The organism is Paenibacillus sp. FSL M7-0656 (assembly GCF_038003225.1).
In the GTDB taxonomy this organism is placed as follows: Bacteria; Bacillota; Bacilli; order Paenibacillales; family Paenibacillaceae; genus Paenibacillus; species Paenibacillus amylolyticus.
On the sequence record NZ_JBBOOT010000001.1, the window covers coordinates 158016 to 170084 of the forward strand.

Below are 12069 nucleotides of genomic sequence, written 5' to 3' on the forward strand. Positions count from 1 at the left end.
GGGGGCAACGTGGGATGAAAGAAACCAAAAAGATGAGAGTTTTTTCACTGGGAATTCAGCACGTACTCGCGATGTATGCGGGAGCAATTCTGGTGCCTTTGCTTGTGGGCAGAGCACTAAATTTGACTGCAGAGCAGTTGGCATATCTGGTATCCATTGACCTGTTAACGTGTGGGATTGCAACATGGCTTCAGGCTCGGAAAGGGAAGTACTTGGGTATTGGTTTACCAGCGGTTCTCGGAAGTTCTTTTGTAGCGGTGACACCGATGATTGCGATTGGATCGCAATACGGAATTCCTGCCATATATGGGTCGATCATCGCAGCCGGGTTATTTATCGTTATCTTTGCCGTATTTTTTAGCAAAATCGTCAAATTGTTTCCGCCAGTTGTGATCGGTACAGTGGTAACCATCATCGGTCTTGCGCTAATCCCAACCGGCATTAAAAACATGGCGGGTGGAGCTAACAGCGAGAATTTCGGAAGTTTGGACAATTTGGCGCTTTCCTTTGGTGTATTACTGTTCATTCTAATCCTGAATCGATATGCTCGCGGTTTTGTAAAATCCCTGGCTGTTCTCCTTGGTATTATCGTGGGGACCCTCATCGCAGCCATCATGGGAAAAGTGAATTTTGCCTCTGTACAGGAAGCCTCCTGGTTCCATTTACCTCAACCCTTTTACTTTGGATGGCCTACCTTTGAAATCGGCCCCATTATTACAATGATTATTGTAGGTACGGTGGTTATCATCGAATCAACAGGTGTATTTATGGCTTTGAGCAAAATTTGTGATCAACCGATCAACGAAAATGATCTGGCACGGGGATATCGCGCAGAAGGTCTCGCGTTTGTTCTGGGCGGCATCTTTAATGCTTTTCCATACAATACATTTGCACAGAATGTTGGTTTGGTTCAGCTCTCCAAAGTAAAAACGACCAATGTTGTTGTTGCAGCTGGAGGTATTCTAGTCTTTCTGGGACTCATTCCGAAGGTAGCTGCTTTTGCAACCATTATTCCAAGTGCTGTCCTCGGAGGAGCGACTGTTGTCCTGTTTGGAATGGTTGTCTCATCCGGGATCAAAATGCTGCAAAACGTCGACTTTGGCAAACAATCCAATCTATTGATCGTGGCTTGCTCCGTTTCACTTGGGCTCGGTGTTACTGCTGTACCCGATCTGTTTACCCAGCTTCCTCAAAGTATTCGGATTATTGTTAGCGATGGTATTATTACGGGAAGCCTGTCAGCCATCCTGCTTAATGTCTTCTTTAACCTTGCTTTGAAAAAAGAGAACTTGCCAATACAGCCTGTACAGGCTCAAGAAGCACACACGTAATCCTTGTAATAACAGACGTGTCATCTAGTAGTAAGTAAGTGGAATAGATCCAAGACGGTTTTCTGGGAAGTGGAGTGAAAGGGAATGACCCCACTTGTCAAAGAAACCTCTTGGATTTTTTGGTGCTTACGATTCATGAGGAATGCAAAAGGCATGCAAATATGCTAAAGTTTCATCAAGAACATTTAATATGTTCGTTTAAGTCAACAACCTCTTGAATTGAATTTCCATGCGACTACATAAATGAGCATTGGTTCACAAGGCTACAATATAACCAAGGGATATCCCTGGTGCAGAAAAGGAGTTGTGATCACCATGCAACAAGAAACGTTGAACAAAGGGTGGAACTTGGAGAATAGTTATGCGCAGTTACCGCAACCCTTTTTTACAAGTCAGGGCGCAGTGCCTGTTGAATCACCAAAGCTGATCATTTTCAATAGATTGCTTGCATCCAGCTTGGGACTGGATGTGGAGTCTCTTGACAGTGATGAAGGAGCGCAAATTTTTGCAGGTAATTCGATCCCTGAAGGAGCCGAGCCTTTGGCTCAGGCCTATGCAGGGCATCAATTTGGCAATTTTAACATGCTTGGAGATGGACGTGCTTTGCTGCTGGGTGAACAGATTACGCCACAGGGCGAGCGAGTGGATATCCAGCTGAAAGGTTCAGGAAGAACACCGTACTCTCGTGGAGGAGATGGACGTGCTGCTGTTGGGCCCATGTTGCGAGAGTATATTATTAGTGAAGCGATGTATGCACTGGGGATCCCAACAACACGTAGTCTGGCTGTGGTATCAACTGGAGAAAACATTATCCGCGAAACAGAGCGGCCGGGTGCCATTTTAACCCGGGTGGCTTCCAGTCATATCCGGGTAGCAACCTTTCAGTACGCAGCAAGATGGGGGTCTATTGAAGATCTTCGGGCATTGGCTGATTATACGTTGCATCGACATTTTCCTGATGTTGCTCAAGCTGAGAATCGTTATCTTTTGCTCCTTCAGGAAGTTATTAAACGGCAGGCGGCACTCATTGCCCAATGGCAGCGTGTTGGTTTCATTCATGGCGTGATGAACACGGATAACATGGCAATCAGTGGTGAGACCATCGATTATGGTCCGTGTGCCTTTATGGATGCTTACAATCCTTCAACCGTATTCAGCTCCATTGACAGACAAGGTCGCTATGCTTATGGTAATCAACCGTATATTGCCGGGTGGAATTTGGCTCGCTTTGCCGAGATGCTTCTGCCGTTGTTGCATGAAGATGAAGAACAGGCCGTGCAGCTCGCTCAGGATGCTATTGCACAATTTTCTGAATTGTACCATCATCATTGGCTCAAGGGAATGCGTGCCAAACTGGGCTTGTTGGATGAAGAGGCCGAAGATGAAGCGCTGATCAAGGAGCTTCTTGAACTTATGGAGAAGCATAGTGCAGATTACACCAATACGTTCCTGGCTTTGACCTTTGATACAATGGAAGGGACAGCTTTGTTTGGCACGACAGAATTTGCTGAATGGCATGAGCGGTGGCAAGCAAGATTGGACAGACAGCAAGAGGAGAAGGAAGTCTCTCGACAGTTGATGAGAACAAGCAATCCAGCCGTCATTCCCCGAAATCATCGGGTCGAGGAAGCCCTTGAGCAAGCGGAGAATCACGGAGACCTTAGCGTGATGGAGAAGCTTTTGGCAGTTCTTTCAGACCCGTTCGCGCACTCACCTGAGCAGGCTGAATATGCCGAACTACCAGCACAGTGCAATACTTCGTATCAGACTTTTTGTGGGACCTGATTGAACAGTAGGAATAAATATGAAGAGGCTGCCTTGGGCAGCTTTTTCATTTTTTCATTCTGTCATCGATGTTACTTTATAGAGGCAGGTGCATTCATGTCCAACATGTTAAGCAAACAACAATTGGCAGACATCCTTTTACAGCTTTTAGAGCGTGCATCTTTCCCTAGGGAACAGATGCAGAACTATGTTAACCGCTTGTTTGAGAATTTTAAATGGGATGGGGTGCCTTATGTAGAGACTGGAGAAGATGCGTATATCGTTCGAATATACGAACGTGGTCTCGTCTCATTGGAGAAACGGGTGAAACAGCCGGATGAAGTCATCTATTGGTTGCTGGAGGATATTATTTTCACCGCGACGCATGTAGGGTTGTTGGAAAGACATGGCGTGGATAATAAAGAGACGCATTTGAACTATACAAATGAAGTGATGAAGGACCTGAACAGGAGTGTTCAGGAAGCCTTCCAGCAGATCGGTGATCCGTATTTACATTGGCATCAGACGGGTAAACGTCAGGAGTTAGAGGGCATGGCATAAAGAAAAGTGAGGTGTGTTACATGAGCGAGCAAGATATTAATGATGTATGGTATGACTATGCTGTGCTATTTGTCGAAAAAAAGAATGAATCTGAACAGGGCTGGGCATCGTTGACTTCGAACGAGCAGGACATTGCTGCTTTATGGCTATTAGAGGCGGATGTCTTTAATGGCGGTTTTATACAGTTTTTCTGTAACTGGGGGGAAGAGGTATACCGTTACGCGTTGCGGGCATTACATATCATTGGTGCGACTCAAGTCGTGGAGATTATAACGTCAGCATACGGCTGCATTGAGCATCTGAAAGAGGATGAAAGGCTTACTGAACTGTGGGATATTCCTAAATTCCTGACAAAGGAACAAGAGCAGCAGTTAGATGCGCTGGATCAGAAGTTTTGGAACAATGAGGATCAGATCGCGGAGAAAGCCTATGGTTATTATCACGGAAAATTGAACATGATGATTATATAATCTGGTTTCAACTATGCATCCGTTGTTCTGTTCGAAGATTAATACTTGGTCTTGCAATGACTGAAACGTTCGGCTATACTTGCTATAAATTGAATACATGAATCACGTTGATAGAGCGCAGTAGCGGCTTTGTCCCTGTTACAGAAAGTCAGGGGTTGATGGAACCTGATACATACAAGGGCTGCGAATTACACTCTGGAGTACTTGGGTAATGCCAAGCGGATGGGCAAACGATATATTGCCAAAAGTGGTATGGATAACGTGTTAAGGTCACGTGTTGTCCATGCAATTTGGGTGGTACCACGGTTATGATAATCGTCCCTGTGTCTTAATGAAGACAAGGAGGCGATTTTTTTGTGTCCAAAAAAGCCGTTCCAGCGTGTAATTTCGTAATTTAACGTTGATCATGACTGAATCTTGAGGATAGAAAAGGGGTTATACACATGATGAATATTATTGATGAACTACAGTGGCGTGACGCCATTAACCAGCAGACAGATGCAGAGGGACTGCGTGAGTTGACTGAAACCAAATCAATCTCATTGTACTGCGGCGTTGACCCTACGGGGGACAGCATGCATATCGGACATCTCATTCCATTCATGATGCTGAAACGTTTTCAACTGGCAGGACACCGTCCGGTTATTTTGATAGGTGGAGCTACAGGAACGATTGGTGATCCAAGTGGTCGGCAGGCAGAGCGTTCTTTGCAAACGATGGAGCAAGTGCAGGAGAATGTGGATGCACTGACAGCGCAGATGAAGAAGTTGTTTGTAACAGACGGTGATAATCAGGTTCGCATGGTGAACAACTACGATTGGACACACAAAATTAATGTGATTGAATTCTTGCGTGACTACGGCAAAAACTTTAACCTTAACACAATGTTGGCTAAGGATGTGGTTGCGAGCAGACTGGAAGGCGGAATCTCGTTCACCGAGTTTTCCTACCAGATCCTTCAATCACTTGACTACCTGCACCTGTTCCAGAACGAAGATGTACAGCTTCAAATCGGTGGTTCGGATCAATGGGGTAACATCACAAGTGGTCTCGATCTGATTCGTAAAAAAGAAGGATCTGAAGCGAAGGCTTACGGTCTGACCATTCCACTCATGCTCAAATCAGACGGTACGAAATTCGGTAAAACAGCTGGCGGCGCAATCTGGCTTGACCCGAACAAAACAACACCATTTGAGTTCTACCAGTTCTGGGCGAATACAGATGACCGTGATGTCATTAAATACTTGAAATACTTTACTTTCCTCAGCAAAGAACAAATCGAAGCTTTGGCTGAAAAGGTAGAGACAGAGCCGCACAGACGTGAAGCACAGAAAGCACTCGCGGAAGAAATGACAAAATTCGTTCACGGCGAAGAAATGCTCGAACAGGCTAAACGTATTACAGCGGCGCTGTTCAGTGGTGATATCCGTTCCCTAACAGCAGATGAAATCGAGCAGGGTTTCAAGGAAATGCCAACATTCGAAACGGACGGCGAAGCGAAAAATATCGTCGACTGGCTCGTAGATCTGGGGTTGGAGCCATCCAAACGCCAGGCGCGTGAGGATGTCACTAAAGGCGCGATCTCCATGAACGGTGAGAAAATCACGGAGCTTGAATTCACAGTCTCGGCAGAGCATGCCATCGGCGGTAAATTCATCATTATTCGTAAAGGTAAGAAGAACTACAGCCTGGTTAAACTACAATCGTAGTTTCCAAGAATTAGAACGTAACACAGAGACGTATAGAGACTATAATAGACACACAAATAAAGCTACAAATACAGAAACAAAAAGACCGCCTTCCATCTCTGTCAGGACAGAGGGGAGGCGGTCTTTCGTATATCAGGCCAGTGAGTGACCTATCTTATTGATTAACGATCGCTGTGATTTCTTCATCCAGATCAAGTCGTACATTCTCACGGTACGCCCGGATGTTGTATTCACTGTGCAGGTAACGAAGAATCGCTTCAATCATATTGGACTCCACCAGATATTGACTACGGCCTTGAATCCAAACTTCAGCGGAATAACCTGTATCTTCTTCCCAACTCAGTTCTACATTCACATCGGTTGGACGTACACCCTTACGTTCTGCCATATGAATACAGATTGCATTCACAATTTCATCCATGCTCAGAACCATAGAGATTAGTACCGTCCGTTTCTGTTACGGTCATCATCACGATCATTGCGACGGTCATAACGACCATCCGCTGCAGGTTTGCGACGATTGGAGATGGCTCTGAAGAGTGCCATAGCCAGCATAACAATCAACATAATTGCTGCAACGTTCACGAGCAATCCAAGGATGTTACCCAGAGCGCCCATGCCACCGAACAATCCGCCAAACATCATACCAGCAAGACCACCAAGCATCATGCCTTTCATGAATCCGCCGCCACCGCCGAAGAATCCGCCACGGTTCGTTGTAGCTGCTCCATTGCTGGAATTGTTATTCGTATTCGATTTGCTTACATTGCTGTCGGATTTCTTAGGTGTATTGCTATAACTTTTCGTACCGGATTTGAATCCGCCACCACGTCTTGCATCTGCAGAATCCGGATTCGTTACTCCCACTGTTGCGAACAATAATGTAAAGGCCATAAATACCATCATTAGATGTTTAACTCCGAATTTTTTCTTCATTGTAAAGATCGTAACCCCCCGATTAATTTGTTTGAATCGCCCAAAAATGGGCCTTACTCATGTAATACGGTCAACTTGCAGGAACGTTTCAAATTTTATTAAATTTCTGAAACGCTTGGACTTGGGTCTTGAATTGCAGCTTGGCCATCAAGCAATTGGGTAACCCAATGACACCATTCCAGGCCTGTTTGTGCGTGCATTAACCCTTTTTGTACCAGGATGTAGCTTCCAAAATCTCGGTTGCCTACACGAAGATTATCCTGAGGTATACGTGACTTCAGATCCTCGAAATAACGTATGCGTTCCATAAACCAGCTTTTACGCTCGTTAAGAATGCGTCTCATGCTTCCGTCTTCCGCTATGCCAACACACAAAATACGCAAATTAAATTCATCGCGTGTAACCGGTGCGGTAACAGGAGTAATCATCCATTCCAAGAGCTTTTCAATGCCTTTTTCCGTAACTGCGTACATTTTCTTGTCCGGTTTGTCAGACTGTTGTACCCAGCGGGAGGCCAATAACTCATCGTTTTCCATCTTGGACAGGAGTGGATAGATCTGGCTGTGTTTCGCCTGCCAATGAGGCTGGATTTTCAGCATCAGATCATAGCCCGATGACTCCTCGCGGGTAAGCAGCCCGAGTAATCCGTAGGAAAGTATGTTCATGCACATGTCTCCTTAATATTAGGGCTAGGTCAGAGAGAACAATCGTTTTTACTTTCTTTGACCGCTTTCATAAAAAGTGTACACTGAAACTGTATGGTTTGACAACCTGACAGAACAACTGCCTTAATTTAGACAAAAAAAGTGCGAACCATAAGGTCCGCACTCCAAACCATTTAGAGAGATGCCTGTTGTCCATACCCCTCAGCGACAAGATCAAGTTCACCTGTAGCAGAATCGATAACCATGCCGTGGACGGGTACATTGGGAGGAAGTAAAGGATGCTTCTTGATCACTTCCACAGTATGTTTTACCCCTTCTTCGACGCTGTCAAACCCGCGCAACCATTTTTGCAAACGGATGCCAGAGTTCTCCAGAGTAGTCATGACTTCTTCCGATACGCCACGCTCAACCATATGTCCAATCATGGTCTCAGCGTGAAGGGAAGCCATACCACATTCCGTATGCCCCACTACCAGGACTTCATCTGCACCCAGTTCATAGATGGCGACAAGTACACTACGCATTACACTCCCGAAAGGCTGAGAGATAATTGCACCTGCGTTTTTAATGATTTTCACATCGCCGTTTTTCAAGTTCATAGCCTTGGGCAGCAATTCCACCAAACGTGTATCCATACAAGTGATGATAACCATCTTTTTGGTTGGAAACTTGCCAGCCGTATACTTTTCGTATTCTTTGGTCTCGACAAATGATTTGTTGTAAGTCAAAATCTCTTGAATGTTGTTCATGTCCATTGCCTCCTGTTATCCAATACGACGAGCACGGCCACTTGCATATGATGCAGCTTGTCCTACACGCCTTTGCTTTAATAGTATTTCACGGTCAGCAGATGGAATTACTCCAACCCTTTAGAGGTTGTTCAAAAAGTCCACTTTTGATTACAAATCATGCCTGAGGGCATCATCAGCATCGAAGTTGAACGCCATTTCTATCTTCTCGGTAATGAAAACCAGACTTTTTGAACACGTATCTTTAGGAGAACAATGCAATTTTCATCTGTTAAAAGTTGATTATACGCAATGCAAAAAGTATCATCAATAGGGTATAACATTTTTTTTGAAGAGGTGAACGATAACAATGGATAAACAAACACAGGAACATTTGGAATCCTTCCGTAATCTGGCTCGTAAAATTAAGAGCTATCATGAAGCCATTGGTTTGCTTCACTGGGATCTGCGCACAGGTGCGCCGAAAAAAGGCGTTCCGACTCGTTCGGAGACGCTGGGTATGTTGTCCACCGAAGCATTCAAGCTGCAAACCTCGGCTGACATGAAGACTTACCTGGATGCATTAACGACTCCAGTAGTATTGGAACAGCTCGAAGATATAGATCGTCGTCTGGTTGAAGATTGCAAGAAAGAATATGATCGCAGTCAATCCGTACCACCTGAGAAAGTACAAGCTTATACCGTGCTAACAGCCAAGTCGGAAACGGCATGGGAAGATGCCAAGCATAACAGTGATTTTGCAGGATTCTCACCTTATCTCACAGATATCGTTAAGCTCAAACAGGAGTTTATTGATTATTGGGGTGTGAAGGATACACGTTATGATACGCTGCTTGATATGTATGAACCGGATCTGACGGTTGAGAAAGTGGACGCTGTGTTCGCCCGCCTCAAAGCACGTTTGGTGCCTTTGCAAGAGAAGATTAATGCTTCAGAAAACAAGCCAAATACAGAGTTCCTGAATCAGTTGTTTGACACCAAACAGCAGGAAAAATTCAGTCTGTTCATCCTGGAACAAATGGGCTATGACTTTGAAGCTGGACGATTGGACGAGAGTGTTCATCCTTTTGCAACGGGTCTTAACCCGGGTGATGTGCGGATCACAACACATTATCTGCAAGATGATGTAGCAAGCGCAGTCTTCAGTTCACTGCATGAGGGTGGACATGCCCTGTACGAGCAAAATATTGATGACAGTCTGGCGGGTACCCTTCTTGCCGAAGGAACGTCCATGGGGATTCATGAGTCCCAGTCCCGTCTTTGGGAAAACATGATTGGTCGCAGCCTGCCATTCTGGACACGTTATTACAAAGATTTGCAGCAGCATTTCCCGCAACTGAGCGAGGTTGAACTGGAAGATTTCTATCGTGCAATCAACCGGGTGGAGAGTTCACTCATTCGGATCGAAGCGGATGAACTGACCTATAACCTGCATATTATTATCCGATATGAGATCGAGAAAATGTTATTCAACGATGGTCTGGAAGTGAAAGACCTGCCAGAGACCTGGAATGCAAAATACAAGGAATACCTAGGTATTATGCCAACGAATGATGGAGACGGTGTTCTTCAGGATGTTCACTGGTCTGGTGGTGACTTTGGTTACTTTGCTTCGTATTCTCTGGGTAATATGTATGCAGCTCAAATTCTACATACATTGCGCAAGGAAATGCCGGAGTTTGATACCCTCATTGCCGAAGGTAATCTGATTCCAATTAAGGAATGGCTTGCAGACAAGATCTACCGGTATGGTAGAAGTCGCACACCTTCCGAATTAATTGTTGCCATAACGGGTGAAGAATTGAACCCGGATTATCTGGCTGATTACCTGGAAGCCAAATATGCCGAGATTTACAAGCTGTAGGTATCCCCGTAAATAACATACTGAATAACATTTCGAAGAGCTGAAGAGTCGGGCAACATTGCCCGGCTCTTTTTTGCATTTAAGTTCTTAACCTTTTGTTGGGCATCGGCATATCCATAATAGAGAGAAACTGCTGAAACCAGTGAAGGAGGGAAACAACATGAAATACACGCCATGGTTCGTCCGGGGCATCGTTATTCTGCTGATTATCATTGTGGCGCTCACCAGCTGTAATAAGGAAGAGAATGAAGCCAAGATTACGATTGGCGAAGTGACTCGTTCGGTATTTTACGCACCGGAGTATGTGGCTGTGGCTCAAGGTTTTTTTGAAGAGCAGGGACTTGAGGTGGATATTCAAACGACTGCTGGTGGTGACAAAACGATGGCGGCATTACTCGCAGGTTCGGTGGATATCGCACTGGTAGGGGCGGAGACGTCCATATATGTCTATCAGCAGGGAGCGGAAGATCCGGTCATTAACTTTGCCCAGCTCACCCAGACGGATGGTACATTTCTGTTCGCTCGTAACACAGAAGGTAGCTTCGATTGGGAGCAACTGAGGGATTCCACATTTCTCGGTCAACGCAAAGGCGGCATGCCGCAAATGGCAGGGGAGTTCGCACTGAACAAACATGGCATTGATCCGCAAAGTGATCTGGAGCTGATTCAAAATGTGGACTTTGCCAACATTGCGTCTGCTTTCGCTTCAGGCACGGGAGATTATGTTCAACTGTTTGAACCCCAGGCATCCATCTTTGAACAAGAAGGTCGGGGTAAGGTTGTTGCATCGTTTGGCACAGAAGGTGGTCTTCTGCCTTACACCGTCTTCATGACGAAACAGAGTTATCTTCACGACAATAAGGATATCGTACAGAAGTTTACGAATGGTCTACACAAAGCGCAGGCATGGGTGGATTCCCATACGGCTGAAGAGATTGCTGAAGTCATTTCTCCTTTTTTCAAAGACATCGATCCAGCCATTTTGGTAAGTAGTGTGAACCGTTATAAGGAACAGGGCAGCTATGCAACGGATCCGATCATTGATGAGGAAGAGTGGAACAATCTGCTTGATGTCATGAGTGCCGCCGGAGAGTTGAAAGAACGTGTGGATTTGAATGCCATTGTGGATAATGCCCATGCGGAAGAAGCTACGAAATCAAAGTAATGGGGTATTCAGGAAAGGAAGTGAGCAGAATGCCTGAATCCGAAAGTGTGATCCGACTGGAGGGGATCTCTCAAGTATACGTCAGCGAGCGGGAAGCTTCCTTGGTGCTTGAGGACTTGAGTCTGGAGATCCAAAAAGGAGAGTTCGTCAGTCTGGTTGGACCGAGTGGATGCGGTAAAACGACATTGTTGTCGATCATCGCCGGGCTGCTCACACCCACCCGAGGAGAGGTTAAGGTTAAAGGCAAACTCGTTGGCGGCCCCTCAGCACAGATTGGTTATATGCTTCAACAGGACTATCTGTTTCCGTGGCGGACCATTCTGGATAATGCATTAATCGGTCTTGAACTGACAGGCAGACTTGATGAACGGAGCCGTGAGCGTGTACGGGAACTGCTGGTAAGTATGGGGTTGGCCGGAACGGAGAATCAGTACCCTTCAGAGCTTTCAGGAGGAATGAGACAGCGAGTAGCCCTGGTGCGCACGCTGGCAACCGATCCGGGGATTTTATTGTTGGATGAACCATTCTCAGCACTTGATTATCAAACCAAGCTGCAATTGGAGGATCTGGTCTCGGACACGTTAAAACAGTTTGGCAAAACATCTGTTCTCGTCACCCATGATTTGTCTGAAGCCATTGCGGTCAGTGACCGCGTCATTGTACTGGATCGCAATCCGGGCCGCATCCGTCGTGAATTTATCATTCCCGATGGAATTCGTAAATCTCAGCCGTTTCATGCCAGGGAGCAAGAAGGATTTAATGCGTTGTTTCAGGCATTGTGGAGTGAACTGGATCAGTCCGGGGGAGGTGAGGAAGACGCGTGAATCCAATGAATCCGAAGCAGGAAAAGCGTGA

The 12069-nt window shown here is 45.7% G+C and carries 12 protein-coding genes and 1 other annotated feature; of the genes, 8 read left to right on the forward strand and 4 right to left on the reverse strand.

Features of this window, described 5'->3' with window-relative positions; all coding sequences use genetic code 11:
* Positions 1 to 14 precede the first annotated feature (14 nt).
* The 5 genes from MHI01_RS00635 (at position 15) to tyrS (ending at position 5835) form a co-directional block, all read left to right on the forward strand.
* Positions 15 to 1331 carry a nucleobase:cation symporter-2 family protein gene (locus MHI01_RS00635; protein WP_340982265.1) on the forward strand — a complete coding sequence of 439 codons (1317 nt, stop codon included), beginning with the start codon at positions 15 to 17 and terminating at the stop codon, positions 1329 to 1331.
* A 315-nt stretch (positions 1332 to 1646) separates the two neighbouring features.
* A complete protein-coding gene (locus MHI01_RS00640; RefSeq protein ID WP_340982266.1) occupies positions 1647 to 3116 on the forward strand; it encodes a protein adenylyltransferase SelO in 1470 nt (489 codons plus the stop codon).
* Between the two features lie 96 nt (positions 3117 to 3212).
* Positions 3213 to 3656: an Imm63 family immunity protein gene (locus MHI01_RS00645; RefSeq protein WP_340982267.1), complete on the forward strand. Its 444-nt coding sequence runs from the start codon at positions 3213 to 3215 to the stop codon at positions 3654 to 3656.
* A 20-nt stretch (positions 3657 to 3676) separates the two neighbouring features.
* Complete coding sequence (locus MHI01_RS00650; RefSeq protein WP_340982268.1) at positions 3677 to 4126, forward strand: DMP19 family protein; 450 nt, start codon at positions 3677 to 3679, stop codon at positions 4124 to 4126.
* A gap of 98 nt (positions 4127 to 4224) precedes the next feature.
* Positions 4225 to 4452, forward strand: a binding site (T-box leader).
* Between the two features lie 120 nt (positions 4453 to 4572).
* Positions 4573 to 5835, forward strand: a complete 1263-nt coding sequence (gene tyrS / locus MHI01_RS00655) for a tyrosine--tRNA ligase (protein ID WP_036672932.1) — start codon at positions 4573 to 4575, stop codon at positions 5833 to 5835.
* A 154-nt stretch (positions 5836 to 5989) separates the two neighbouring features.
* Here tyrS and MHI01_RS00660 read toward each other — a convergent pair whose 3' ends face one another.
* The 4 genes from MHI01_RS00660 to MHI01_RS00675 all read right to left on the reverse strand — a co-directional run bounded on the left by MHI01_RS00660 (position 5990) and on the right by MHI01_RS00675 (position 8185).
* Positions 5990 to 6268, reverse strand: coding sequence for a YxcD family protein (locus MHI01_RS00660; RefSeq protein ID WP_017687903.1), 279 nt, complete (start codon positions 6266 to 6268; stop codon positions 5990 to 5992).
* Positions 6269 to 6273: 5 nt separating this feature from the next.
* Positions 6274 to 6771 (reverse strand): hypothetical protein, encoded by a 498-nt coding sequence (locus MHI01_RS00665; protein ID WP_036613538.1) that lies wholly within the window; start codon positions 6769 to 6771, stop codon positions 6274 to 6276.
* 98 nt (positions 6772 to 6869) lie between these two features.
* Positions 6870 to 7436, reverse strand: a complete 567-nt coding sequence (locus tag MHI01_RS00670; RefSeq protein ID WP_036613540.1) for a PadR family transcriptional regulator — start codon at positions 7434 to 7436, stop codon at positions 6870 to 6872.
* 173 nt (positions 7437 to 7609) lie between these two features.
* Positions 7610 to 8185, reverse strand: coding sequence for a beta-class carbonic anhydrase (locus MHI01_RS00675; RefSeq protein ID WP_036613541.1), 576 nt, complete (start codon positions 8183 to 8185; stop codon positions 7610 to 7612).
* A 349-nt stretch (positions 8186 to 8534) separates the two neighbouring features.
* Here MHI01_RS00675 and MHI01_RS00680 point away from each other — a divergent pair, with 349 nt between their 5' ends.
* From MHI01_RS00680 to MHI01_RS00690, 3 genes are all read left to right on the forward strand, one after another.
* On the forward strand, positions 8535 to 10049 hold the full coding sequence (locus MHI01_RS00680; RefSeq protein WP_127547619.1) for a carboxypeptidase M32: 1515 nt from the start codon (positions 8535 to 8537) through the stop codon (positions 10047 to 10049).
* Between the two features lie 160 nt (positions 10050 to 10209).
* Positions 10210 to 11214, forward strand: coding sequence for an ABC transporter substrate-binding protein (locus tag MHI01_RS00685; RefSeq protein WP_253509198.1), 1005 nt, complete (start codon positions 10210 to 10212; stop codon positions 11212 to 11214).
* Positions 11215 to 11243: 29 nt separating this feature from the next.
* Positions 11244 to 12038 (forward strand): ABC transporter ATP-binding protein, encoded by a 795-nt coding sequence (locus tag MHI01_RS00690; RefSeq protein ID WP_047843426.1) that lies wholly within the window; start codon positions 11244 to 11246, stop codon positions 12036 to 12038.
* The last annotated feature ends 31 nt before the right edge of the window (positions 12039 to 12069 follow it).

Excerpts from the sequence above, each read along its gene's own strand:
- MHI01_RS00690 (WP_047843426.1), top strand. The coding sequence starts at position 11,244 with ATGCCTGAATCCGAAAGTGTGATCCGACTGGAGGGGATCTCTCAAGTA.
- MHI01_RS00650 (WP_340982268.1), top strand. The coding sequence starts at position 3,677 with ATGAGCGAGCAAGATATTAATGATGTATGGTATGACTATGCTGTGCTA.
- MHI01_RS00685 (WP_253509198.1), top strand. The coding sequence starts at position 10,210 with ATGAAATACACGCCATGGTTCGTCCGGGGCATCGTTATTCTGCTGATT.
- MHI01_RS00640 (WP_340982266.1), top strand. The coding sequence starts at position 1,647 with ATGCAACAAGAAACGTTGAACAAAGGGTGGAACTTGGAGAATAGTTAT.
- MHI01_RS00665 (WP_036613538.1), bottom strand. The coding sequence starts at position 6,771 with ATGAAGAAAAAATTCGGAGTTAAACATCTAATGATGGTATTTATGGCC.
- MHI01_RS00675 (WP_036613541.1), bottom strand. The coding sequence starts at position 8,185 with ATGAACAACATTCAAGAGATTTTGACTTACAACAAATCATTTGTCGAG.
- MHI01_RS00660 (WP_017687903.1), bottom strand. The coding sequence starts at position 6,268 with ATGGTTCTGAGCATGGATGAAATTGTGAATGCAATCTGTATTCATATG.
- MHI01_RS00680 (WP_127547619.1), top strand. The coding sequence starts at position 8,535 with ATGGATAAACAAACACAGGAACATTTGGAATCCTTCCGTAATCTGGCT.
- MHI01_RS00635 (WP_340982265.1), top strand. The coding sequence starts at position 15 with ATGAAAGAAACCAAAAAGATGAGAGTTTTTTCACTGGGAATTCAGCAC.
- MHI01_RS00645 (WP_340982267.1), top strand. The coding sequence starts at position 3,213 with ATGTCCAACATGTTAAGCAAACAACAATTGGCAGACATCCTTTTACAG.
- tyrS (WP_036672932.1), top strand. The coding sequence starts at position 4,573 with ATGAATATTATTGATGAACTACAGTGGCGTGACGCCATTAACCAGCAG.
- MHI01_RS00670 (WP_036613540.1), bottom strand. The coding sequence starts at position 7,436 with ATGAACATACTTTCCTACGGATTACTCGGGCTGCTTACCCGCGAGGAG.